The organism is Halanaerobaculum tunisiense, assembly GCF_054657635.1.
Map to the genome: position 1 here is coordinate 1 of NZ_BAAHYI010000017.1, position 24594 is coordinate 24594.

Sequence of the window (24594 nt, forward strand, 5' to 3'; positions counted from 1 at the left end):
AAAATGATTATAAATATATCTAGCACAACCTACTGATTTATTTATTAATATCCTTTGTTCCTTATTGGGGCATAATCTAAATTTATAGGCTTTTTCTCTAACTGTCATTTTTTCACCTCCTCTACTTAATACTATAGTATGAACTTAAATAAGTTGCAATATTAATATTTAAGTGCTATAATTAATTTAGGAGGTGTTATTTATGTCTGATTTGACTACTAGAAAAAGAGTTACTACCACATTAGATAAAGAATTATTAAAAAAGTTGGACAAATTATCTAAAGAAACTAGAATCCCTAAATCAAAATTGTTTGATGAGGCTATTGAAGATTTACTTGAAAAACATAAAAAATAAGGTCAAAACCGTCCACTCTTACCATAGGGCAACGAGTGGACTTAACTTCTATCACCTCTTATTCTTCTGATCTAGTCTGATCACTTGTATCACTATACTCCGGTCTTCTATTATCCAAACTCAATATAGGTTGTCGAAGGATATAAGTCTTTAGAGCTCTCCAGTTAAAAGGAATTAAGGGCCATAAATAAGGTACTCCAAATGATTTAGTAAAGGATAATAACAGAAGCACCAAAGTTAATCCTGCTAGTAAACCTGGCAACCGGAAATAAATAGCCAATAGAAGTAAAAAGAAGCGAAAAACTTTAAAACTCATAGCCAATTCAAATCCCGGCAAAGCAAAGTTACCAATTGCTCCAATCGCCATATAGAGGATGGTCTCGGAACTAAACAAACCTACTTTAACCGAGAATTCACCTAACATTAGAGCACCAATCAAACCTAAAGAAGTTGCTAAAGAACTAGGTACCTGAATAGAAGCAATTTGGATTAAGTCTATACCTAAACTAGCTAAGAGAAACTGCATCCCAATTGGCACTTGGCCTGGATCTTGAATCCCGATAAAATCTAAACTCTGGGGCAACCATTCTGGTTGATAAGCAAAGACTAACCATAAAGGAGGTAAGATTAGCGATAGAAAAACACTTACAAATCTAATCAACTTTAAATAACTCCCTGATAGAGAAGAATGGCGATAATCCTCTATAGCTTGCGTCTGATCAAAGAAAGTAGCAGGTAATAATAATACAGTTGGCGAACCATCTACTATGACACAGACTCTACCCTCTAATAGATGAGCAGTAGCTATATCAGGTCGATTAGTATGTCGTACTTTAGGTAATGGATTCCACCGATTATTAGTCAAAAAGTCCTGAATACTTCTATCTGCCATAGGTAATGCATCAACATCTATACTCTTTAGTTCATCTCTTACCTGTTCTACTAGATCATTATCAACAATATCTTCAATATAGGCTACCCCAATATCTGTCTTACTTCTCTGGCCTACCTTAAAAGCTTCTATTCGGAATTTAGGATCACGGAGTCTTCTTCTAATCCGCTGGACGTTAAACAGCATAGTCTCTACAAAACCATCTTCTGGGCCTCGCGTCGATTTTTCTAATTCTGGTTCTTCTAACCCCCGCGACATCCAAGTTCGAGCATCAATAATAATTGCTTGATCTATACCATCAATAAATAAAGCTTGCGGGCCAGCTAATACTTCATCCATCACACCTTCTATTGTATCAGCAGTAGCTACCTCTAAAACAGGTAATCTAGTTTCTATTATCTTTTGGACTACATCAACACTTAAATCTTCTCTGCTAGCATCCATTAAGTACTCTACTAATCGATTCATTAAAGAACTCTTTTGGAAACCATCAATAAAGACTATTGTGGCATCTCTACCAGCAATTTTAAAATCACGATTAACAAAATCAAAAGTCTTTGGCCCATCTACCTGATCCTTAATAATCTGTAAGTTTTCACTCAGTTCTTTACTAACCTCTGTCTTATTCTTCATCCTAGTTCCCACTCCTTTTTAGTATCTCCTGCAAGGCTTTAAACGTAATAGGAGCTCCTAATTGAAAATCATCTTGACCTTGCATCTTGCCTAAATCACCAATTCCTACTACTACTGGATCTGCTAATTCATTAATCACATCTACAGTATCCCCTTCTAAAAAGTTATGTTCTGCCGGTTCAGCAATCCCTTCCTTAGTAACAGGAAGATTAGTAATCTCTCCTTCCTTAGTAATTGAGAAATCTGGTTTAACCCCTAGCACTTCTTTAGTATGAGAGGCTACTGCTAATACACCTAATACTATAGTATCTTGGCTAGCTGCAACCACTCTGATAGCTTGTTCCCCCACTCCATCTTCTACAGAACCATTATCATCAAACATCACTACTACAGGATCAGTAGGACATTTATCGATTTCTGCTAGCAATTCGGTTCCTGATAAAGGAGTAGGGTTGCCTGCTGATCTAGAAATTACTCGTAAGTCAAGTTTCTGACTAGCTAATTCAATAACTTCCTGGGCGGTTTGATCCCCATCAGTAACTATGATAATCCTTGTCTTGCCCATTAAGTCCCTCCTTACTCTTTTGGTCTAAAAATAGCAGCCATTAAAAATCCAATTACTATAGCAGCACTGACTCCAGCACTTCCTACTTCTAGAACACCAGTAAATAAACCTAAAAACCCATTTCTTCCTACCTCCATTAAGACTCCTTTAGTTAGAATAAATCCAAAGTTCATTACTGGGACAGTAACCCCTGCTCCAGCAAAATCAATTAATGGTTCTGCCAATCCTACTCCCATTAAAATAGATCCAGTAACAACTAATACAACTAATAAATGGGCTGGAGTATAATTAGTATAATCTAAAAACAACTGTCCTAAACCACAAATCAAACCTCCTACTAAAAAAGCTGTTAGATAAGATGACATTATCTACCCCTCATTTCCTGATAAGTCCTCTATATTCACAGGTTCTATCTTAGTGGATAATTTTTCTTTAACTTGTTTCCGGCCAATCCCTTGCACAATATTGCCTGTTCCTTCTAAAGTTACCGCATGAGCTATACAAGGAATAGTTTCTCCCTGTAAAGGAGTCAGTGAATTCAACAAAGCACCTGTTCCTACTACTAAAATTCGATCTAAATTATCATACATTAACTGCGGCAAGAAATAGGAACTAACTACCACTGCCGAACAGCCACAACCACTACCTCCGGCACCTACTTTTTGTTGCGAATTATAAATCATTGCCCCACAATCATCATAATTATCTGCCACTTGACATCCTTTCTCCTGCAATAACTCTACAGTTAGTGATTTACCAACTCTGCCTAAATCACCACTCACAATCAGGTCATAATCACTAGGACTGCGATTAAAATCCTCTAAGTGCTGTAGTATAGTATCAGCAGCAGCAGGTGCCATAGCTGCTCCCATATCTTTAGGATCTCCCACTCCTAAATCAACTACCTTACCTAGAGTAGCGCCTCCTACTTGAGCTCCTCCTGCTTTATCACTAAGGATGACTGCTCCTGCACCAGTAACTGTTCGTTGCTTATAAGGAGGATACTTATCACCATACTCATTAGGAGTTCTAAACTGTCTTTCAGTAGCTTGATAATGACTAGAAGTATAACTTAATACTTTATTGGCTGCTCCACCATCAATCATCATCCCACCTACTGCTAGAGCTTCAATCATTGTAGAACAAGCACCAAACAGTCCCAAAAAAGGAGCCGGAAAATTACGAGCCCCAAAGTTAGAGGCTACTGTTTGATCCAATAAATCACCTGCTAGCAGATAATCAATATCAGGTTTAGCTAACTTTGCTTTCTGGAGTACATTATTTAAGACATCATTAGTCATTTTAATCTGAGCTTGTTCCCAAGTATCTTGTCCATCATAACCATCAGGAATTACCTGTTCAAAGTACTCTCCTAAAGGTCCTTGATTTTCCTTACTACCTACTATTGAATCAGCTGCAATAACCTGTGGTGCATTATCATATTTTATACTCTGTTTGCCTTGTTGTTGCAATCAAAAATCCCTCCTTAGATTCTAACGACCCCTAATTACTCTAGTAATATCTTAAAGATCCCCATTAACATAGCAGTTAACATCCCATAAGTTAATACTGGACCAGCAATTGAGTAGATATTAGATCCTAATCCTAAAACATATCCTTCCTGTCTATTCTCCATAGCTGGTGCAACAATAGCATTAGAAAATCCAGTGATTGGTACAATAGTTCCTGCTCCAGCAAACTGGGCTAGTTCATCATAAACTCCAAGCCCTGTCAATACACCACCAATTGTAATCAAAATAATAGCGGTTAAGGTACTGGCTTCTTCTGTAACAAACCCACTGTTTTCTAGCAAATTAATAATTCCTTGGCCTCCTAAACAGATACTGCCTCCTACTATATAAGCCATAATAAAATTTTTAAGTTTAGAATTAGCAGGATGATGTTTATTAATCAATCTTTGGTATTCATCTGGTGTCTTATCTATTTGGCTCATCAAATCCCTCCTATAATTCTAGTAAACCCCAGTAGACTAAAGAACCAATTGCTTTTCCTACAATAATAATCAATAATAAAGAATCAGTCTTATTTTCTAATCCTAATCTTCTACTTAAAATAGGTAATACTTTTAAAACTTCGGTTAATGCCCCTGCTAGCAGACCAATAAAACTACCAAATATAAACCCCAAACAAATTACTAACAACTGATTTAAAGGATATATCTGCGGTACTTTCCACTCATAAAACTGTAAATAAGTAGCTAGCAAAGGCCCAACTAAGAGCAAAAATTGATATATTTTAACCTGGCGATAATTTGCTTTACTAAACCGAATTAACCGCGGAACTACATCTAATACTAGTAAGAAAGCTATCAGAGCTGTTCCTACTACTACCCCCTCTCCTAAACCAATTAAAATTAACACTAAACTCCTCAACTAAATCACCTAACCTACAACCAGCTTTTAAAACATAGTCTACTCTCTATTCTGCTTAGCTTGCTGAGCCTGCTCGTGTAGGGAAAAACGATCGATTTTATCTTTATATAAGTATAATTCCACTTCTAAAGGGCTAGGATCATCATCAATTTTATATCCAAATACCCCATTAAAGAAAAGCAACATCCCACAGGCAATACCCAGCGAATAAGGGATTTGGAGTAACAAAAGATTATCTGACTCTTGATTCATTACCAACTGATAAATTTTGCTGTGGACTTGACTCATATTAACATCAGCATGAAAGTTCATAATCGCCATTGCAGAACCTAAAAAGAGCAAAATACCAACTAATCCAACATATAATTGAGATTGAGTAGTCCGACTTTCACTCTCTACATCTTCTGTCACAGCTACAATTATGTCTGCTTCTCCTAAGTGATTTACTTTAGCAGCAGGAAATTCTCTTTTAATAGCCTTAATAACTTCTAAAGCTGTAATGATCACTGATTGGCCAGCTTGTTTATCTATCTTTTTAATCTCTATCTTCTCTACTTGCTGCTGTAAACTATCAGCAGCTACAACTTCACCTAGATCCTCTAGTAATAACATCTGTCCTGGCTGAGCTTGAATCTGTCGTTTGATCTTGAGATGTAAGTCAGTCTTGTTAGTAGCCACTACTATCACATCTTATTTCTAACTGATAAGAATTAACCTTTTTAGCCCGCGACGAAACCGGATCCTCAAATAGATCACCACCTAACCAGAATCCTAAACCGCATAATAAAATTATGACCACTAAAAGCAGAAAATTTTTCGAGGACATCCCTTCACCTCTTTTCTATCTGTATCTAACTTGATTCTACAGTTATTATGTGTAAGAAGAATAGATTTAATACAAAAAAGCACAGGTGAAAAACACCTGCGCTTTACTCTAATTTCTGTTTGATAAATTTAAGTATTTTCTTTTCTAATCGAGAAATATGAGCCTGAGAAACCCCGATTATATCAGCTACTTCAGCTTGAGATTTATCAGCCCCAAAACGTAACTTAAAGATTTTTTCCTCTCTAGAATCTAATTCTGTTAACACTTGTTGTAAACAGATTCTATTTAAAGAACTAACATACTTACTTTCTGTAGCTCCTAATTGATCGATTAACTCTAAGTCTTTCTCTGTTGTTTGCTGGGTAGAACTATAGAGGGAAGTAGGATTCTGGACTGCTTCTAAAGCAGTTACAATCTCTTCACAGCTTAAATCAACCTCTGCACTTAACTCTTGAATAGTTGGTTCTCTATTTAAATCTTTAGTCAATTTCTCTTTAAGTTTAATAATTTTTTGGGCCTGCTCTTTGCGGCTACGACTAACCTTGACAGGATGATCATCACGCAAAAACATTTTAATTTCCCCGATAATCTTAGGCACAGCATAGGTAGAAAACTCCACTTCTTTTGTTAAATCAAAGTTATCAATTGCTTTCAACAAACCAATTGTTCCAATCTGAAAAATATCCTCTAACGAATATTGACTATTTTTATAGCGATGGGCTATTTTAAGTACTAGTCGCAGATTGGACTTAACTAATTTATCTTTAGCTTGCCGATCACCGTGATTAGCCTTACTTAATAATTTTTTAGTTTCAGCAGAGGAAAGAACTTCAGCCTGGTCAATAATTGCTTGCGGTATTTTATCCATTTTTCGGTCCTAATTAACCTGTTGTTGTTCTGCTTGATTAGGGATTTTAACCATCTTTAGTTTAGTTCCCTCACCAACTGTCGATTCAATCTCAAACTGATCCATAAAAGAATCAATAAAAGTTAATCCTAATCCCATTCTATCTTCAGTAGTATAGGAAGGTTGCCGAGCTGTAGCAACATCTTCTATACCTCGGCCCTGATCTATAATAAAAAGTTCTAGTTGGCCCCCGTAAGTTCTCATCTTGATCTTAACTTGGCCAGTTTGCTGGTCATAACCATGGATGATAGAATTAGAAACAGATTCAGAAATAGCTACCTTTAACTCTTCTAATTCCGATAATGTAAAATCCAGTTGGGAAGCAAAAGAAGCTACTGTTACCCGAGCTAGTCCAATATTTTCTGTTGAACTATCAATAGTTAATTCTGCATTATTTTCCATATTAATTCCTCCTCTAAATATTTTGCACAGCTTCTTGTCTAGTAGAATACACATCCACTATCCGAAAAATACCTGATACTTCAAAGATTCTTTCTACCTGAGGAGTTAGATTAACTGCAGTTAAAACGCCTCCTTGGTTAGTAAGATCTTTATACTTACTTATAATAGCTCCTATACCAGAACTATCAATGAACTCAACTTTTGCTAAATCAAGGATGATTTTATTATATCCTTGCTTGATTCTAGTCTCTATTTCTTCACTAAAATCATCTGCTGTATGTAGATCAAATTCTCCTGCTAACTCTACTACCAAGCTATCCTCTAGTTCTTTAACTGTTATCTCCATTTTCTCACTCCTTTCTATAAACTATATTTTCAATGCTAGTAACTATTTTCCTGCATATTCAATAAAAAAGATACCCAATAGAGGGTACCTAAGCAAAACTATTTACTAGTTTACTGATAAACTTCTGGAATAATTGTATAATTATCTTAATCAGATTTGCCTTTTTTACTTCCTTCTTAGCTACTAAATCAACTCTACCTAATACTTGTTCTTCTTTAGTAACTACTATTTCTCCTACTTTAGCTCCTGACTTAATTGGAGCTACTACCTCCTTATCCAACTTAGTTTGTTGGGTAATATTATCTTCTTCCCCTTTAGTAACTACAACATTTAAATCTTCTTTTGCTGTAGCTGTTACCTGTTTTTGTTGCCCTTTAAACACTCGGACTTCTCCAATATCTTCTCCAGATTGAACGACTGATATTGAACGATGAATATTAAAAGCATAAGATAATAACTTCTTAGCTTCAGCAAATCTAACTTTAGAATTAGGAGCCTTCATAACTACAGCAATAAACCGCATTCCTTTCCTTTGGGCTGTAGCTGATAGACAAAATCCCGCCTCTGTTGTGTAACCTGTTTTTAAACCATCAGCACCATCATAAAATCTAACTAAGTCATTTGTATTGCGTAAGAAAGAGTCTCCCTCTCTTAAATGATCAGTCCAGATTGAAGTATACTCCAAAACTTGCGAATGTTCAATTAATGCCTGAGACATTAAAGCTACATCATGAGCAGTAGTATAATTCCCTTCAGTTTCTGAATCATTAGTGGGTAATCCATTAGTATTATAAAAATAACTCTTTTCCATCCCTAATTCTTGGGCCTTATCATTCATTGCTGCTACAAAATCCTCTTCTGTACCATATAAATACTCAGCTAAAGCTACACAAGCATCATTAGCTGAAACTATAGCTACTGCTTTGATCATTTCCTGGACTGTCATTTCTTCTCCTGGTTCTAACCAAATCTGTGAGCCCCCCATCTGAGCAGCATGTTCACTAGTAGTTACCTTATCTGTTAATTTAACTCTCCCTTCCTCTAAGGACTCCATAGTTAATAACATAGTCATTATCTTGGTAATACTAGCTGGACGCAACTTTTGGTGAGAATCTTTACTATATAACACCTCTCCTGTTTGAGCATCCATTAAAACAGCTGATTTAGATTCCAGATCAAAATCAGGCTTTTCAACTGCTGCAACTGGAGCTGACACAGAAACTAAAGCTACCACAAATAAGCCTAGAAATATAAAAATAGAATATTTCTTCATTTTAATTCACCTCAGCTTCTAACTAATATCTATTAGATCTACTAATAGAGTATGATTAAAAACTAAATCTTAATCACTTCTTGGACAAGGAAAATTAGCTTATTTACTGAAGTAGTGAAAAAAGAAGGAATAATTTATGAAAAATAAGTATATTAATCCTATTTTAGAAGCTACTACTAATATCTCTAATATTGGATATCAGTCTGATATTATCCCTCCTTTAATTGCTATTGGCGATGATACAGATATTTCTACAGATAGAGATAAATTAAAAGTTAATGCTTCGCTCCAAAATAACTAGAAATAACAAAAGAGAGGGCCCCCCCTCTCTTGTCTATATATTAGCTATTATCCCCTTAACTAAATTTATAAATTTAGGTTTTACCTGTTGAGTAGTCTCAATTACTTCATCATGGGATAACGGCTCTGGTAAGATTCCAGCAGCCATATTAGTGATACAAGAAATCCCTAATACTCGCATTCCTAAGTGGTTAGCAGTAATAACCTCTGGAACTGTAGACATTCCTACTGCATCACCACCTAAAGTATTGATCATTCTTATTTCAGCTGGAGTTTCATAACTTGGCCCTGACATGCCAACATAAACTCCTTTTCTTAGTCCTAATCCTTGTTCAGCTGCTACATCTTCTGCTAGTTCAATTAATTCTTCGTCATAAGCTTGGGACATATCTGGAAATCTAGGTCCTAATTCAGATTCATTTGGACCAATTAACGGGTTACTCCCCATAAAGTTAATATGATCATTAATTAACATTAAATCTCCTACATTGAAGTTTCTATTTGCTCCACCAGCTGAATTAGTAACCAATAGTTTATCTGGCCCAAGCAAACTCATTACCTGAACTGGAAATCCAACTACTGACATATCATAACCTTCATAATAGTGAAACCTACCTTGCATTGCTACTACTTTAGTATCTTTTAGATTACCTAATACTAACTGTCCAGCATGTCCTTCTACTGTAGAAACTGGAAAATTAGGAATCTCATCATAAGAAATCTCTACCTTATTAGTAATTTCTTCAGCTAAGACTCCTAACCCAGAACCTAAAATCAAAGCTACTTCTGGTTTAAAATCTACTTTACCTTGAATATAATCTGTACTTTCCTGTAATTTTTCAGTTAAACTTTTTGACATAATTACCCTCCCAACAATATTAAAAGTATTCAATTTTTAATTCATTTATATTATTTACTCTTTATTATCTGATCTTTAAAGCTAATTCCATTACCTGTTCCTTTTATATCAAAGATATCAGCAATGGTTGCTGCTAGATCACTAAAAGTATCTCTAGTTCCTAATTCCACTCCTGGTGAAATATTAGTCCCGTAGACAAGCAATGGAACATACTCTCTAGTATGGTCTGTCCCTTGATAAGTAGGGTCACAACCATGATCAGCAGTAATAATCAAGAGATCATCATCATTTAATTCTTCTATAATCTCTGGTAACCGGCGATCAAATTTCTCTAAAGCCTGAGCATATCCAGCTGGATCTCTACGATGACCATACTTTTGATCAAAATCAACTAAATTAGCAAAGATCAAACCTGAGTTATCCTGTCGTAAATAATCTATTGTCTTATCTACACCATCCATATTATCAGCTGTATGCACAGCTGAAGTGATCCCTTGCCCAGCAAAGATATTTTCAATCTTTCCTACTGCCATCACTTCTTGTCCTGCTTCTTTTAGATGATCTAGAACTGTATCTTCAGGTGGAGTCAAAGAAAAATCTTTCCGATTAGCAGTCCGAGTGAAGTCACCAAGCTCACCGACAAAAGGACGAGCAATTACCCGGGCTACAGCATGTTTCCCAGTTAATATCTCTCTTGCTTTCTGACAGATTTCATATAATTCTTCTACAGGAATAACTTCCTCATGAGCTGCTATTTGAAATACACTATCAGCAGAAGTATACACTATTGGCTTACCAGTTTCTAAATGTTCTGCCCCTAACTCTTCAATGATTACTGTTCCTGAAGCTGGTCTATTACCTAAACTCTGGCGACCAATTGCTTCGTGGAACTGATCCATTACTTCAGCTGGAAAGCCTTCAGGATAAGTTGGAAATGGCTCTTGCGAAATCAACCCTGCTAACTCCCAATGGCCAGTTGTGGTATCTTTTCCATTAGATTTTTCTGCCATCCGTCCTAAGGCTGCTTGGGGATTACTCACATTTCCAATTCCGTCTAGTTGAATAATCTTACCTAATCCTAACTCTTCTAAATTAGGTAGTTCTAAGCTATCAACTTCAGCTGCTATATGAGGTAAAGTAGCTACTCCTTCGTCACCAAATTGATCAGCATCAGGCAATGCTCCAATTCCTACACTATCCAGTACAATTACAGTTGCTCTGTTAATTAGACCCATATTCTCCCTCCTTATACTTGTTAGACATCAGACGATTACACTATTAATTATTCTGGGCTCAAACAAAAATTCCTGCTAGTTAACTAAATAATCAGCTACTAAGTTAACTAAATTAGGTGTCAAATAAATTTCAATAACTGAAGCCCCTAGTAATAAAATCCCTAACCCCAACATTAAAATTGTATATCTCAGCACTAAATGACCAAAATTATATTTTAATTTAGAATAATTAAAAAACCAGCCTTTACCCACCATTGACGCATAGATTAAAGAAAATACACAACCTAACATTAAACAACCAATAACAATTAAATTCTGAGGAATAATAGCTACTACAGCCAACAAAAAACCTCGCAAAAACAATTCTCTCAATAAAAAAGAGATTGTAAATCCTATAATAAATCCTTTAATAACAATTAATAAAGGAGCTATTACAGCACCTACAATAGTTAATCCTAATAACCATAACAGAATAATAAACTTTAAATTAGACATGATTATTTTTTGGACTATAAACTCTTGTTGATTATTTAATAAATGATTAATCTGGACTACAAACTGCTCTAAATAATTAACTAGCTCTTTCTTTTGTTGGTAACTAAGAGTATTAACAGCTATAGAACCAGCAAGCACACCTAATAAAAAACAACCTAGGACTATAAATAATAAAATAGGATGATTCCGCAAATAATAATTGAACTGCCGTTTAGAATATCTATAATTAATCATCTTCCTCCTCCTAAAAAACTAATTAATCTCTTCCTCTAGAAACCCACTATCTATAATCAACTGACCTATCTTTTCGGCAGCTAATAAATCTTCACAACTATTAGAACTAGCCGCTACTAGAGTGATTCCAGTTCGGTACTTATTAGCTAATTTAATTGCTCTAGCAGCAGCATCCTGAGCCGGAGTAATTCCTTTTTTAAATAACGTACGAACGATTGTTCCTGTTGTTACAGCTGGAGCTCCATAATTATAAGCAGCATCAAAGGCGACTCCACCAGCAGCAGTGATTAATAATACTACTTTATCAGTCAAATCAACTAATTCTGTTACTTCAGTACCTATATTAGGTATTATATCCGCTACCTCTACTCCAGCTCTCTTCACCCCAGCTAGGGATTGTTGGATATTATTATATCTTTGGTCTCTATCTCCTAATCGAGGTTCGGTAATAACTACTAATTGACTATTATTCTTTAGCGCTGTCTTGCCTGCAAAATAACCAATCTTCTCTGGATTAACTTTAACTGGTACTTGAGTATGATCAGGACTAGCTGCAAAAATATCTTGTGCTCCAGCATCCAAAGCTGCTTCAGCACTAGTTGACATATCAATAATATCAACTATAACTACTACATCACCTTCTCTAGCTGCCCTAGCTGCCCCGGAAGCATTAGAAGTAATATTTAGAGTACTTACATTACTAGTAATTTTTTGATCCATAGTCTCTCCCTTCTAATAGAATTAATCTATTATTTATTATCTAACAACTGTAATAGATACTGTAAACCAATAATTGTTTTAGCATCCTTAAAGCTGCCCTGGTTCAACCTTTCTCTAATCTGGTCTATAGTTAGCTCTCGCAGAGCTAAAAACTCATCTGCCTCAGTCTGTTGCTTATACTGGGATAAATCTGTAGCCAAATAGAGTGTAATCTGCTCATTAGTAAAGCCTGGAGTAGTATAAAATTGATACAACTTCTTATATGATCCAGCTCGATAACCTGTTTCCTCTTCTAATTCTCTCCGAGCTGACTCTATTATCTTCTCCTGAGTCTCTATCTTGCCTGCTGGCAGTTCTAATAAAGTTTCTGCAGTTGCCGTTCTAAATTGCTCTACCAAAGTTACTTTACCATCTTGGTAAGGAATAATAGCTACACTACCATCATGTTCTACCACCTCTCGATTAGCAGTCTGACCATTAGGTAACTCTACCTCTGTTAGTTTGAGGGTTATTATTCTTCCTTCATATAGTTTAGTACTGCCTAGAAACTCTTCAGTTAAATCAGCCACTAATCTCCCCCCTATTTATTTTCAGCAGCAATTTTACCTGCTATTCCTGCTGTTATAAAATATTCCTTAGCCTCTTCTAAATCGCGGCCCATAGTTGTTAAATTACAATCTAACTTCTGTAGTTCGGGAATGATTTCCGCTCCGGATTGATAAATGATTTGGTGTTGCTCTGCTAACCCTGAAGCAGCTACCTGTTGGCGGAGCAACTCTCTCTTAGCAGCAGCTAACTTAGGCAATCCCAGAATACACTCCACTAAAGTTAACTCTCCTAAATTAGTCTGACTGTGATGACTTAAGCCATAGTGACGTTCTCTAGTAGCAGCAAAGCTAACTCGTGGTACAGCAATTGCCCTCCCAGCTAATGCTGTAACTGCATGTAAAATATCAGCTTGTTCAGTCCCACTAAAACCATACTTAGTCCCAGTACCTACAATACCAGGCCCCATAGTTACTACAATTAGATCAGCATTAACCACTTGATAAGCTCCTATTAAGGCCGAATAAATATTAACTGCCTCTAAATCCCCACCAAAGGCATGACCACTGGTAATAGTAGCATCAATTAAATTAACCTCTGTCAGATAATCAACTAAATTACTAAATTTGATAGGTAAAGCTGCTCCATCAGTCATAATATAAGCAATTTTTAGTTTGGACTTTCTTGCGCGAGCCATAGTCACAATAGCAGGTAACATACTATGTAAAGTGCCTACTACTACTGGAGTTTGTTCTAAAGAAGTAAAGGCTTGCATAGCCTGGTAGTGAGGGCTCTCCTCTTCTGCTAAACTACAAGTCTGTAATTGATAAGGCGTATACCGCAATTTCATAATATGGCCTTGCTCTTGTAATTCGGACTTACATCCTTTAATCCAGAGGACAAAATCCCATCCTCCTGTTCCTAAATCCAAACTAACTGCTGTTGTATTAACTACTACCTGATCCCCTCTACTTATTGGCCCTGTCAACTGATTATAGTTAATAGCCTTTCTGTTTTGTCCTTCAACTAGTAGCTCCACTTTAGTCACAGCAGAATCTTCCTCTAAAATCTCTAGCACTTGGCCTTCTCGTGTTTCTATCATTACTAACCTCCATTTTAGCTACCCAAGATAATAATAAACAGTATTTATATAAGATAATATGCTTCCTGACCAGTATTTATGTTTCTGTACAATAGTCTAACTGTTATTATTTACAGTCGCTAGCTAAATTATTAGAGGAAACTTCTTTATATTAATTAGCCACCTGTTGGATTAAAGTTACAGAATATTTAACAGCAGTTAATAGTTCTGAAACTTTAATTTTTTCTGCAGTGGAATGAACCTCTTCCATCCCCACTCCAATATTAATAGTAGGAATCCCATAATCATTAAATACATTAGCATCACTACCTCCACCAGTGGCTTGTAATTCAGGCTTAATACCTAAATTATGAGCAGCTTTAATAGCTGTATCAACAATAGGACTATTCCTTGCTAATTTAAAAGCAGAATACATCCGTTGTCTATCAACCTCAATCTGGGCTTGATACTTACGAGCTGCCTGTTTAAATAAATCCACCATATGATCTGTCTGCTGTTCTAACTTTTTTTCCTCTCTACTTCTAACTTCTCCTTCTAACTCGACTAAGTCAGGAACAATATTTGTCGCTTGGCCCCCTTTAATCACGCCAATATTAGCTGTTGTTTCACTATCAATCTGACCTAAATTCATATTAGAGATAGCTAGACTAGCTACTTTAATAGAATTAACCCCTGAACTAGGGTTAATACCTGCATGAGATGACTTCCCCTCTACCTTAACCTTAAGTTTATTTTGAGCAGGAGCTTGCGTAATAATTGTCCCTACTGAACCACTAGAATCATAAGTAATACCAAAATCAGCCTCTAATAGACTATAATCCAAACTTTTAGAACCTAATAATCCCACCTCTTCTCCAATAGTAAATACAATCTCTAAATCACCATGGGCAAGATTCCGTTCTTTAATTATCCGCAATGCTTCTATAATAGCTACAATTCCTGCTTTATCATCTGCTCCTAATATAGTATCTCCTTGGCTATAAATCACACCATCTGTAATAACTGGTTTAATATCCTGACCTGGCGTAACTGTATCCAAATGAGCACTGAGTAATAGACTTGGTTTCTCTGCAACACCTGGTAATTTAGCTATAATATTTCCAGTTTCCCCACCAGTCTCTTCTCCAGCATTATCCTGTCTAACTTCCAATCCTAAATCAGTTAACACATCAACTAACTGATCTGCTAACTTACCTTCTTGATGGGAAATACTATCTATCTGGACTAGTTCTTTAAACCTATTAATTACTTGTTCATGGTCCATAATACCGCCTCCTATTATTTAATTATTCTCTTTATATTAATTTTGTCATTCCTCTATTTAATAAAAAAACTCTAGCTTAGGTCTCCCCAAGCTAGAGTGATTAATTGTTTATTGTTTCTTTAAGGCAATACTTAAACAGATACTCAATCCACCTAATAATGTAGTAGAACCAAATATTAGCATAATCCAAGCTCCTATACTCATCCTAGATATCCTCCTTTAATTTATCTGTATCAGCTTCAATTTCTTGATTCCATTTTACACGGCTCATAAAGTAAGCAATAATGATTAAGCCAAATGTCATTCCCCAACCTAAAGTTAGGATAGCACTAAGTGGGTAACCATTATATAAAGAAGTTAATTCACCTTGCAACTTACTAACTAAACTAATAGCTAATACTAAAGCAGTTACATATTTAATAGCTACTTTCCACCAGCTACCAATTTTAAAGTCTGAAACCTGATTAACATGTGTTTTAATTTCATCTAAGTCCCAAAAGTAACCAAGTAATAAACATTCAACAAAGCCAATAACTACTAAATTATAATTGTTCATCCACTGATCTACTACATCTAACACAACTAATCCCATCCCAGTAGCATAAATTGTACTAGCTAAAAAGCCTACTCCACAAACTGAGGAAATGGCTTGTTTTCTAGTTAGCTGGAATTTATCCATAATTGAAGATGAGAAAGCTTCTATTAGTGACATCGTTGATGATAATCCAGAAATAACTAAGCATAAAAAGAATAGAACCCCAAAAACTCCTTTAAATCCAGGTAATAAATTAATTGCTTGCGGGAAAGCAACAAAGGCTAGTCCCATTCCATCACTAACAACTTCATTAAAAGGAACATCTTGTACTTGGGCCATATAACCTAAAATTCCAAAAACTCCTATACCAGCTAAAAAACTAAAGCCACTATTAGCAAAAGTAGTAATAAAGGCATTATTGACAACATCTGATTTTTTAGGTAAATAACTAGCATAAGCTATCATAATTCCGAAACCTAAACTTAAAGTAAAGAATACCTGACCATAAGCACTAACCCAGACACTAGGATTCATCAAGACAGAAAAATCAGGTTGTAAAAACTGATTCATCCCATTTAAAGCACCGGGCAAAGTAATACCTCTAACTGTAATTAAAATAACTAAAACAGCTAAAATAGGCATAAATACTTTGGCGGCTTTCTCAATTCCTGATTTAATACCATTATATAAAATAATATAATTTAAGCCCCAAACAGCTGCTAAACCAGCTAAGACATTAACTCTAATGCTTCCAATCTGCCAAAACTGAGTCATCTGTAAAAAATCTTTAAAGAAGAAACTATCAGGTTGAGATCCCCAACCTTGGTTGATAGCTAAAAACATAAAATTAACAGCCCACGATATAACTACTGAATAATAAACAGTTACTATAAAGGTAATAAGCACTGCCCACCAACCAATTGTTTCGTACTTCTCCTTAATTTTTCTAAAAGATAAAGGAGCTGAACCACGCATCTTATGTCCTAATCCCATTTCTAAAATTAATAACGGAACTCCTGCTGTTAACAAAGCAAAGAAATAAGGGATTAAAAAAGCTCCTCCACCGTTTTCATATGCCATATACGGAAAACGCCAGATATTTCCCAAACCAACTGCTGATCCTATAGCTGCCAAAATAAAGCCAATTCTACTTCCCCACTGGTCACGATCTTCTTCTTGCTGCTCCATACTCTTTTCCTCCTTGTTTTTCACTATATTATCTACTACTCGCTAAATAACTACCTATTCATTATATAATTTATGACTATTTTCGTCAACCTTAAATGAAGGATTTCAACGCCCTAACTGATCAAAATAATTTAAAACTTTATTCTGGGCAATTAAATCCGATAAAGAATAAAATTCTGTATAAATATGAACTATTATCAATCCCAACAGAAGGATAGCTTGGATAACTAGAGAATAATTACTTACCATAGCAAAGCCAATTATCGTCCCCAATACATTAGCTCCTACATCACCCATCATTCCTTTTAGCTGCAAATCAAAAGATAACCCAAATAAAATAATGATTACTAACGCTCCTAATAATAATCTTAATTTAGAACTAAATAAGAGAATCCAACTAGAAAACAATAAAGCAACCTTAAGAGCTCTTCCCGGTCTTAAGTCCAACAAATTAAAAAAATTAGTAGTCAGTAAGATTACTCCGCTAGCTACTATTACTTCTAACCAACTTGACTGCCAATAAAAATTAATAAATACAACTACTAATAAACTAACACTAGCCTTAATCACCCCTGTTGTTAACTTAGCATCATACAAAAAAGTCCTAAAATGCCCTACAAAACCTTGACTATCCTGATTTCCTAATGTATCATCTAAAACCCCTACTACAGTCATAGTCAACACTAAAATTAATAATCTATTAATTACTTCCGCTCTATAATAACCTAGCAGCGAACTAATTATCAAAATAATTAAAAAATTCAAGCTAAATAGCAAACCATATCCTACAGGCACTTCTTGATCTTGATAATTCCGGGCCAACATCCCTCCTTCACGTAATAATTGTGGAATCAGCTGGAACCCTACCTTACTTAATAAAATGCTTAAACCTAGTATTACTAGCCAAGGTACCATCTTTTGTCACATCCTTACTTGCAATACCTGGAGTATATCTTTAAACTGCTTTCCTCTATGCCAAAAGCCAGCTAAATCCCGGCCTGTTTCCCGATGACTCATCTGAACAGGAACCTCAATAATCTCAAAGCCAGCTTGATGAGCATCAATAGTTAGGGCTACTTCCACTCCAAAGCCAGTAGCAAATCCATTAATCTCCTCGATTACTTCCCAAGTCACAGCTCGCTGACCAGATAAAGGGGTCTGAAATTCTTGCTTAGTCATCTGCTCTAGTCCCCAATTAGCTAATCCTTTAACTAAACCACAACCTCCTTGTTTCTTAGCTGGAGGAAACTTCCCTATTGCCATATCAGCTTCTCCAGCCATCACAGGAGCCACTAACTTTTTAGCTTCTCTAGCTGACTCCTCTAAATCAGCATCAAGCAACAGGATAATATCGCCTCTAATCCTCTCTAAACCATAATTTAAAGCAGCACCTTTCCCTTGGTTAGTAGCTAAGTGAAAAGTCCTAGCTCCAGCTTCTTTAGCCTGGTTACAAGTATTATCAGTTGAACCATCATCAACCACTATGACCTCATCGACTAACTCTATCTGAGCTACTGCCTGAATAGTACTACTAATTCTTTCCTCTTCGTTATAAGCAGGAAGTAAAGCTATAATCTGGTTATTCAAAGTCTACACTCCTTACCTGATTCAAATCTTGGGGGGTCAATTGGAAGACTAACTTTATTAAATCGGAGCTGCTTTGTAATTCTTCTTTATCCACCTGAATAATCTGTTGGTTTTGCTCTAACTTTTCAACCAACGATTCTTCAACTTGTCCTAATAACAAAATCTTTTGAAACTCCTGGTTTAATTCTCTTCTATCACTAATTATTTTTAGCTGGTCAATATCAGCCAACTCGAGAATTTTTTCTACCTTCTGGCGTAAATTAGGATTTATATTATCACCTAACAACAATAATAACCGTTGCTCAGCAAGTTGCTCTTGGACTACTAAAGGTAGAATTGTCTCCTGAAATTCTAAGTTAGTAGCTAATTTAGCTTCTAATTCTTGGATCCTAGTCTTAAAAGTTGTATTTTTATTCCGTAAATCAGTCAAATTTTGTTCTAGATTATTGATTAGACTCTGTTGTTGTTCAATAATTAAATCATTGCCTACCATAGTACTACCAATTAAAATTCCAATTCCCAGAGTAATAAATATAATCACTACTGTAATAATATGATATCTCAGATCAATTAACATCTTATCCCCCCCTACAACCCTAAACTAAGTCGTAGTCTAATAACTAACAGCCGGAATAATTGTTGAGCTGGAGGAGAAACAGCCATAATAACTATAATCGGGATTAGAGAAGCAACTATTAATTGGCCTAGATGCTTAGGTTGGAGGGTAGTATTATATAACTTATTAACTCCTTTAGCATCAACTAATTTATTACCTACTTTGAGTCGAACTAAAAAAGTACTAGCCATTCCTGGTCTCCCCTTTTCTAAGAAATCAATCATATGTGTATGAGTCCCAACAGCTACAATCAGTTCAGCACCTTGTTCAAAAGCAAGCAACATAGCAATATCTTCACTAGTACCTGGAGCAGGAAACTTTTGCGCCCCTAAATCCAACTTTTCGATCCTCTCCAGTCCAGGAGCAGTACCATCTGGATAGGCATGAACAACCAACTCAGCCCCGGAAGCTAATACTCGATCACTAACACTATCCATATCCCCAATTATAATATCGGGCTGAAAACCATACTCCACTAAAGCATCTGCTCCACCATCAACACCAATTAAAACAGGCTGGACTTGTTTAATATAAGAGGTTACTGTCTCTAAATCCTGGCGATAATCCTTGCCTCTGACTACAATCAAAACATCCTCATCTTCTAAGTTAGTATTTATCTCGGGAGTATCTAAATCCAAAATCAGGTTTTTTTCTTCTTTAGCGTAATCTAACGTATTATCTATAAATTTGCTCAATTCTTCTTCTAAGTTGGCCCTAATATCCTGTAATCTATCTTTTACTCCATCTAAAGTCAGTACTTGACCACAAGCTACTAACTGGCCTGCACTTATAATCTCACCATCTTTGATCTCTACCTTATCTCCTGTATCTAACAGACTAAAGATTTCTTTGCCTACCTGATCAATAATCGGAATTCCAGCTGCTAATATCTTTTGGGGACCTAAATTAGGGTACTTACCACTAATAGAAGAACTAGCATTGATTATTGCTTTCACTCCCACCTCTAATAAAGATTGCGCAGCTAAATAATCCAGATCTTGATGTTTGATAACTGCGATCTCCCCAGCAGTTAATTCCTTAACTAAATCCTTAGTTTTAGTCCCCAATCTAACTCTACCACATAGTTGCATACTAGCAACCTCCTAGCTGAACTATCCTTTACTTCTATCTTTAGTATATATTGAATAGTGTCTCATCATACTGCTAATAATAGGTAGCTTAGTAGTTAGTTACTAACTGAAAGGTAACTATAAAAAATAAAAAAGCACCTCAAAGAGGTGCTTTTTCTCTAACTAGCTCTTAATTCAATTCTAATTTTATCAGCTATCTTAGCAACAAATTGGGAATTAGTAGGTTTCCCGCTAGAACTAGTAACAGAATTGCCAAATAACTTATTAATTGCTTTGATATTTCCGTTCTTCCAGGAAACTTCAATAGCATGGCGGATAGACCTTTCTACTCGACTAGCAGTTGTATCAAATTCCTCTGCTACAGCAGGATATAATTTCTTAGTTACTGCTCCTAGTAATTCTATATCAGCAATTACTAATTCAATAGCTTTTCGTAAATATAAGTAACCTTTAATGTGAGCTGGAACTCCAATCTGGTGCATAATTTCGGTAATTCTTTCTTCAATATTAGGTTCATTCCTAGTCTGCTTTTGTTGGCCTTGAACAACAGAAGCCTGAGAATTATTAGCAACAGGATTAGTTACCTGTTTGATTCTAGTAGCTAGTTTATCTAAATCAAAAGGCTTAAGAATATAATAATCAGCTCCTAAGTTAACTACTCGTTGAGTTAAATCTTCTTGGCCAAAAGCAGTTAACATAATAACTTTAAATTCTGCTATTCTATCTTGATTATGTAATTCTTCTAAGACCCCAACTCCATCTAAGTGAGGCATAATAATATCTAATACTAAAACATCAAGTTCTATCTTATCAACTATTTCTAGCACCTCTGTTCCATCATTAGCAGTGCCTACAACCTCAAATTCTTCTCTTTGCCCTAAGTATTCTTCTAATAAATTACAGAATTCCTTATTATCATCAGCCAATAATACTTTCGTCGTAGAATTATCTTCACTCATATATATCCCTCCTAACAAATAATATAGATATCTATTATTATTAATTCCATATTTTAGATAAAATTCCTGTTAATTAATGCACAAAATTATAAAATTAGTTATATAAGTTTGTAATAATGCATAAAACCAGAGAACTAAGAAACTGGTTCTCTGGTTTTATCTGCTTCTAAAAAGCCTGATTCCATTACCATCCACTGGGCCAATATTCCATAACCGCGAGTTGAATCATTAACAAAAACATGAGTTACAATCCCTGCTAATTTCCCATCCTGAACGATAGGACTGCCACTCATACCTTGAATAATACCTCCAGTCTGGTCTAGTAACTCAGAATCAGTTATTTTGACTATTAACCCTTTTTCTGTCGGCTTATTTTGTCTTCTAACTTCTTCAATTTGCACCTGAAATTCACTAATCTTTTTTTCTTCAATAACTGTATACATCTTAGCTGGTCCTTCTTTAACTTCTGTCGAACTCGCTACAGGAATAGGTTTCTTAAAATAAGGGTTCTCAGGTTTTTGGGATAACTTACCGTAAATTCCAAACCGATTATTCTTTGTAATAGTCCCTAATACTCCTTCATCATTAAAAAAAGTACCTAACTTTTGCCCAGGATTTCCTTCTTGACCGCGATTGATGCCAGAGATATTAGCTCTAACAATTTCTCCACCTCCTACATCAATCTTAAACCGAGTATTAGCCTCAGTAATCATATGCCCCAAAGCACCATAATAGCCTGAATCAGGATCATAAAAAGACATAGTTCCTACTCCAGAAGCACCATCATCAACATAAATACCAATCATATAATATCCATCTTTATTCTGAACAGGTGTAACTGTTCTAAAAACAAGCTTACCACTCTGTTTTTTGATCTTCAATCGTAACTGTTCTTTTTGCTGACCTAATTTATGAATCAACTGGGCTAGATGACGTTTATTCTTGATTTGTCTACTATTCACCTCTAAGATACGATCTCCCACTTCTATATTTGCTTCTTGAGCTGGAAACCTCTTTTGTTCCCTATTAGTCTGCACATAGGAATTTTTAACTACCATAATCCCTTCTGATTCTAAAATAACACCAATAGAATGACCACCCGGGATCACTTCCACCTTAGGTAGCACATTAACTATCATTTTCTGCAATGGAATAAAGCCAAATAAATTAAACTCAAGATCATACTGTCCTATATCTAAGGCTTTAATGGCTACTGGCTCATCTAAACTAACATCTACCCCTTGTTTAGTTAAGGAATTGCCATTAACCTGTAGTTGAGCATCATCACTGGAACTGACTAAAACTTCCCCTGGCAGATTAATATTTAATTGTTGTTCTGTTCCTTGGATTATCTGACAATAATTAGGCAAGCCAAGAAAAGATACTAGTGTAGGAAATGATAAAGATAACGTTAACACTAGGGCCAAGCCAATTATAGCAAGTCTGCAATGTTTTTTCATTTAGTTCCACTCCTACACAACCCCACCTGTGTAGCTTCTTAAACAATCCGCTAAATTTAACTAGTTCATTTTTAAAATTACCCTGATTACAGACTTGCTATTCAATTATTAGTTAACAATATCTAACTCTCAGCGACCAAAAGTTCTTTAGCATGCTCTAAAGCAGTCTGATCCAAACTACCATCTAACATCCGAGCTAATTCTTTAATCTGTTCTTTTTGACCTAAAGGAGCAATTTCAGTGGAAGTTACTCCCTCAGTTACTTGTTTAGTAATCAAATAATGTTTATCAGCTTGACAAGCAATCTGCGGTAGATGCGTAATACATAATAATTGATAATCCTCAGCTAAAGAAGTTAATTTAGCTGCTACTAACTTAGCTACTCGACCACCAATTCCAGCATCAATCTCATCAAATACTAGGGTAAAAATTCCTTCTTGTTGAGCTAAAATTGATTTTAAAACTAACATCACTCGAGATAGCTCACCACCAGAAGCAATATCCGCTAAAGATTTTAATTCAGAACCTGGATTAGGAGCCAACAGAAACTTAATTTTATCTAAACCAAAAGCACTAAATTCCTCTCGCTTACTAAAAGCAACTTTAAAGTTAGCTTCTTTAATTGCCAGATCACTTAACTCAGTTAAAATTTCATCTTCTAATTTAGTTGCTACCTCTTTTCTTAACTGCGATAAATCAGTAGCTAAGCTGAAATATTCTTCCTCTAATTCTTCTTTTTCTAACTTTATTTTTTTCTTTCGTTGTTTACTATTTTGTAGTTTATCCAATTCTTCTTTAATTTCTGCATAATAATCTAAAATATCACTAATACTATCACCATACTTGCGTTTAAGGTCATTAATCAACTTTAATCTATCTTGCACAACTGTTAATCTTTGTTGGTTAAATTCTAGACTAGCCTGATAATCATTAATCTGGAAGGATAAATCCTCCAACTTATAAATTACATCTCTAAAAGAAGTAGCTAACTCTTCTAACTCACTATCAATATCAACTAAACTCTCTAGCTCTTTACTCAGCTGCTGTAATTGATCAACAATAGCCGAAGTTTGGTAATCACTAGCAGATAATTGATTATAAATATTAACTAACGTTTGATTTAGTTCTTCAGCATTGCTTAATTTCTTTCTTTCTGCCAGCAAATCTGCTTCTTCACCTGGCTTTAAATCTGCCTCTTCAATCTCACTCAACTGAAATTTTAATAAATCGATTCGGCGCTCTCTTTCTTTTTGGTTCTGGTTTAGTTCAGCTAGCTGTTCTTCTTTTACTTTTAATTGGTGATAAATAGCACTGATCTTTTCTTTTAGCTCTAGTAAACGACTAGTACCTAACTGATCTAAAATATCAAGCTGGTCGGTAGTTGATAATAGGCGCTGGTATTCATGTTGGGTATGTATATCAATTAAATAATCACTAATTTCTCTTGTAACATCTAGAGTTACAATCCGACCATTAACTCGGGATTTATTATTAGCAGTATGACTAATTTCTCGCGTCAAAATCAAATTTTGATCTGTTGGGACTTCAATTCCTAAGTCCACTAATTTATCCTGTACTACTTGCTGATTACTAATATCAAAACAACCTTCAATCAAAGCTTTATTCTTTCCTTGCCTAATAAAATCTGTAGAAGCTCGTTCTCCTAGTAACATCCGTAAAGCTTTAATAATAACTGACTTACCTGCCCCTGTCTCACCTGTCAAAATATTAAATCCTGTTGTTAACTCCAATTCCACCTGATCAATTACTGCAAAATTCTTAATTATTAAGTTAGATAACACACCCTTAAG

31 protein-coding genes are annotated in these 24594 nt (G+C 35.4%); 2 read left to right on the forward strand and 29 right to left on the reverse strand.

What is annotated here, in order from left to right:
* Nucleotides 1-108, reverse strand: a 108-nt coding sequence (locus ACYQ3D_RS11940) for a helix-turn-helix domain-containing protein (protein WP_459838662.1), incomplete at its 3' end; no start/stop codon positions are given.
* Nucleotides 109-202: 94 nt separating this feature from the next.
* Between ACYQ3D_RS11940 and ACYQ3D_RS11945 the strand changes: the two genes are divergently transcribed.
* Complete coding sequence (locus tag ACYQ3D_RS11945) at nucleotides 203-355, forward strand: ribbon-helix-helix domain-containing protein (RefSeq protein ID WP_459838604.1); 153 nt, start codon at nucleotides 203-205, stop codon at nucleotides 353-355.
* A 58-nt stretch (nucleotides 356-413) separates the two neighbouring features.
* Here ACYQ3D_RS11945 and ACYQ3D_RS11950 read toward each other — a convergent pair whose 3' ends face one another.
* The 12 genes from ACYQ3D_RS11950 to ACYQ3D_RS12005 form a co-directional block, all read right to left on the reverse strand.
* Nucleotides 414-1880, reverse strand: a complete 1467-nt coding sequence (locus ACYQ3D_RS11950; RefSeq protein ID WP_459838605.1) for a spore germination protein — start codon at nucleotides 1878-1880, stop codon at nucleotides 414-416.
* 1 nt (nucleotide 1881) lies between these two features.
* Nucleotides 1882-2445, reverse strand: a complete 564-nt coding sequence (locus tag ACYQ3D_RS11955) for a stage V sporulation protein AE (protein ID WP_459838606.1) — start codon at nucleotides 2443-2445, stop codon at nucleotides 1882-1884.
* 11 nt (nucleotides 2446-2456) lie between these two features.
* Nucleotides 2457-2810: a stage V sporulation protein AE gene (gene spoVAE, locus ACYQ3D_RS11960; protein WP_459838607.1), complete on the reverse strand. Its 354-nt coding sequence runs from the start codon at nucleotides 2808-2810 to the stop codon at nucleotides 2457-2459.
* A 3-nt stretch (nucleotides 2811-2813) separates the two neighbouring features.
* Nucleotides 2814-3917 carry a stage V sporulation protein AD gene (spoVAD, locus tag ACYQ3D_RS11965; RefSeq protein ID WP_459838608.1) on the reverse strand — a complete coding sequence of 368 codons (1104 nt, stop codon included), beginning with the start codon at nucleotides 3915-3917 and terminating at the stop codon, nucleotides 2814-2816.
* Nucleotides 3918-3952: 35 nt separating this feature from the next.
* The gene (locus tag ACYQ3D_RS11970; protein ID WP_459838609.1) at nucleotides 3953-4399 is read right to left on the reverse strand and encodes a SpoVA/SpoVAEb family sporulation membrane protein; all 447 of its coding nucleotides are present in this window, start codon (nucleotides 4397-4399) and stop codon (nucleotides 3953-3955) included.
* A 10-nt stretch (nucleotides 4400-4409) separates the two neighbouring features.
* The gene (locus tag ACYQ3D_RS11975) at nucleotides 4410-4826 is read right to left on the reverse strand and encodes a stage V sporulation protein AB (RefSeq protein WP_459838610.1); all 417 of its coding nucleotides are present in this window, start codon (nucleotides 4824-4826) and stop codon (nucleotides 4410-4412) included.
* A gap of 51 nt (nucleotides 4827-4877) precedes the next feature.
* Entirely contained in the window at nucleotides 4878-5516 is a 639-nt protein-coding gene (locus tag ACYQ3D_RS11980) for a stage V sporulation protein AA (RefSeq protein ID WP_459838611.1), read from the reverse strand.
* On the reverse strand, nucleotides 5506-5664 hold the full coding sequence (locus ACYQ3D_RS11985; protein WP_459838612.1) for a hypothetical protein: 159 nt from the start codon (nucleotides 5662-5664) through the stop codon (nucleotides 5506-5508). Before ACYQ3D_RS11985 ends, ACYQ3D_RS11980 begins: the two co-directional genes overlap by 11 nt.
* 103 nt (nucleotides 5665-5767) lie before the next feature.
* Nucleotides 5768-6532 (reverse strand): SigB/SigF/SigG family RNA polymerase sigma factor, encoded by a 765-nt coding sequence (locus ACYQ3D_RS11990; RefSeq protein WP_459838613.1) that lies wholly within the window; start codon nucleotides 6530-6532, stop codon nucleotides 5768-5770.
* 9 nt (nucleotides 6533-6541) lie between these two features.
* Nucleotides 6542-6973 carry an anti-sigma F factor gene (spoIIAB, locus tag ACYQ3D_RS11995; protein ID WP_459838614.1) on the reverse strand — a complete coding sequence of 144 codons (432 nt, stop codon included), beginning with the start codon at nucleotides 6971-6973 and terminating at the stop codon, nucleotides 6542-6544.
* Between the two features lie 13 nt (nucleotides 6974-6986).
* Nucleotides 6987-7319, reverse strand: a complete 333-nt coding sequence (locus tag ACYQ3D_RS12000) for an STAS domain-containing protein (RefSeq protein WP_459838615.1) — start codon at nucleotides 7317-7319, stop codon at nucleotides 6987-6989.
* 88 nt (nucleotides 7320-7407) lie between these two features.
* A complete protein-coding gene (locus ACYQ3D_RS12005) occupies nucleotides 7408-8592 on the reverse strand; it encodes a D-alanyl-D-alanine carboxypeptidase family protein (protein ID WP_459838616.1) in 1185 nt (394 codons plus the stop codon).
* 136 nt (nucleotides 8593-8728) lie between these two features.
* Here ACYQ3D_RS12005 and ACYQ3D_RS12010 point away from each other — a divergent pair, with 136 nt between their 5' ends.
* Complete coding sequence (locus tag ACYQ3D_RS12010; protein ID WP_459838617.1) at nucleotides 8729-8893, forward strand: hypothetical protein; 165 nt, start codon at nucleotides 8729-8731, stop codon at nucleotides 8891-8893.
* A gap of 33 nt (nucleotides 8894-8926) precedes the next feature.
* Here the strand turns inward: ACYQ3D_RS12010 and ACYQ3D_RS12015 are convergent, their stop codons facing one another.
* The 16 genes from ACYQ3D_RS12015 to recN form a co-directional block, all read right to left on the reverse strand.
* A complete protein-coding gene (locus ACYQ3D_RS12015; protein ID WP_459838618.1) occupies nucleotides 8927-9751 on the reverse strand; it encodes a purine-nucleoside phosphorylase in 825 nt (274 codons plus the stop codon).
* Between the two features lie 50 nt (nucleotides 9752-9801).
* A complete protein-coding gene (locus tag ACYQ3D_RS12020) occupies nucleotides 9802-10986 on the reverse strand; it encodes a phosphopentomutase (RefSeq protein WP_459838620.1) in 1185 nt (394 codons plus the stop codon).
* A 75-nt stretch (nucleotides 10987-11061) separates the two neighbouring features.
* Nucleotides 11062-11715, reverse strand: a complete 654-nt coding sequence (gene spoIIM, locus ACYQ3D_RS12025; RefSeq protein WP_459838621.1) for a stage II sporulation protein M — start codon at nucleotides 11713-11715, stop codon at nucleotides 11062-11064.
* A gap of 18 nt (nucleotides 11716-11733) precedes the next feature.
* Nucleotides 11734-12435: a hypothetical protein gene (locus ACYQ3D_RS12030; protein ID WP_459838622.1), complete on the reverse strand. Its 702-nt coding sequence runs from the start codon at nucleotides 12433-12435 to the stop codon at nucleotides 11734-11736.
* Between the two features lie 29 nt (nucleotides 12436-12464).
* On the reverse strand, nucleotides 12465-13004 hold the full coding sequence (locus tag ACYQ3D_RS12035) for an NUDIX hydrolase (protein WP_459838623.1): 540 nt from the start codon (nucleotides 13002-13004) through the stop codon (nucleotides 12465-12467).
* Nucleotides 13005-13015: 11 nt separating this feature from the next.
* The gene (locus tag ACYQ3D_RS12040; protein ID WP_459838624.1) at nucleotides 13016-14083 is read right to left on the reverse strand and encodes a DUF3866 family protein; all 1068 of its coding nucleotides are present in this window, start codon (nucleotides 14081-14083) and stop codon (nucleotides 13016-13018) included.
* A gap of 151 nt (nucleotides 14084-14234) precedes the next feature.
* The gene (locus ACYQ3D_RS12045; RefSeq protein ID WP_459838625.1) at nucleotides 14235-15347 is read right to left on the reverse strand and encodes a M20/M25/M40 family metallo-hydrolase; all 1113 of its coding nucleotides are present in this window, start codon (nucleotides 15345-15347) and stop codon (nucleotides 14235-14237) included.
* Nucleotides 15348-15455: 108 nt separating this feature from the next.
* Entirely contained in the window at nucleotides 15456-15551 is a 96-nt protein-coding gene (locus ACYQ3D_RS12050; protein ID WP_459838626.1) for a MetS family NSS transporter small subunit, read from the reverse strand.
* A gap of 1 nt (nucleotide 15552) precedes the next feature.
* Complete coding sequence (locus tag ACYQ3D_RS12055) at nucleotides 15553-17070, reverse strand: sodium-dependent transporter (protein WP_459838627.1); 1518 nt, start codon at nucleotides 17068-17070, stop codon at nucleotides 15553-15555.
* A 105-nt stretch (nucleotides 17071-17175) separates the two neighbouring features.
* The gene (locus ACYQ3D_RS12060; RefSeq protein WP_459838628.1) at nucleotides 17176-17985 is read right to left on the reverse strand and encodes a glycosyl transferase family 4; all 810 of its coding nucleotides are present in this window, start codon (nucleotides 17983-17985) and stop codon (nucleotides 17176-17178) included.
* Between the two features lie 6 nt (nucleotides 17986-17991).
* Nucleotides 17992-18657, reverse strand: a complete 666-nt coding sequence (locus ACYQ3D_RS12065; protein ID WP_459838629.1) for a glycosyltransferase family 2 protein — start codon at nucleotides 18655-18657, stop codon at nucleotides 17992-17994.
* Nucleotides 18650-19234, reverse strand: a complete 585-nt coding sequence (locus ACYQ3D_RS12070) for a copper transporter (protein ID WP_459838630.1) — start codon at nucleotides 19232-19234, stop codon at nucleotides 18650-18652. The genes ACYQ3D_RS12065 and ACYQ3D_RS12070 overlap by 8 nt, the downstream gene beginning before the upstream one ends.
* A gap of 11 nt (nucleotides 19235-19245) precedes the next feature.
* Nucleotides 19246-20364: a putative cytokinetic ring protein SteA gene (gene steA / locus ACYQ3D_RS12075; protein ID WP_459838631.1), complete on the reverse strand. Its 1119-nt coding sequence runs from the start codon at nucleotides 20362-20364 to the stop codon at nucleotides 19246-19248.
* Nucleotides 20365-20522: 158 nt separating this feature from the next.
* Nucleotides 20523-21323, reverse strand: coding sequence for a sporulation transcription factor Spo0A (spo0A, locus tag ACYQ3D_RS12080; RefSeq protein WP_459838632.1), 801 nt, complete (start codon nucleotides 21321-21323; stop codon nucleotides 20523-20525).
* A 134-nt stretch (nucleotides 21324-21457) separates the two neighbouring features.
* Nucleotides 21458-22783: a SpoIVB peptidase gene (gene spoIVB / locus ACYQ3D_RS12085; RefSeq protein ID WP_459838633.1), complete on the reverse strand. Its 1326-nt coding sequence runs from the start codon at nucleotides 22781-22783 to the stop codon at nucleotides 21458-21460.
* A 122-nt stretch (nucleotides 22784-22905) separates the two neighbouring features.
* On the reverse strand, nucleotides 22906-24585 hold the full coding sequence (gene recN, locus ACYQ3D_RS12090; RefSeq protein ID WP_459838634.1) for a DNA repair protein RecN: 1680 nt from the start codon (nucleotides 24583-24585) through the stop codon (nucleotides 22906-22908).
* Nucleotides 24586-24594 lie beyond the last annotated feature (9 nt).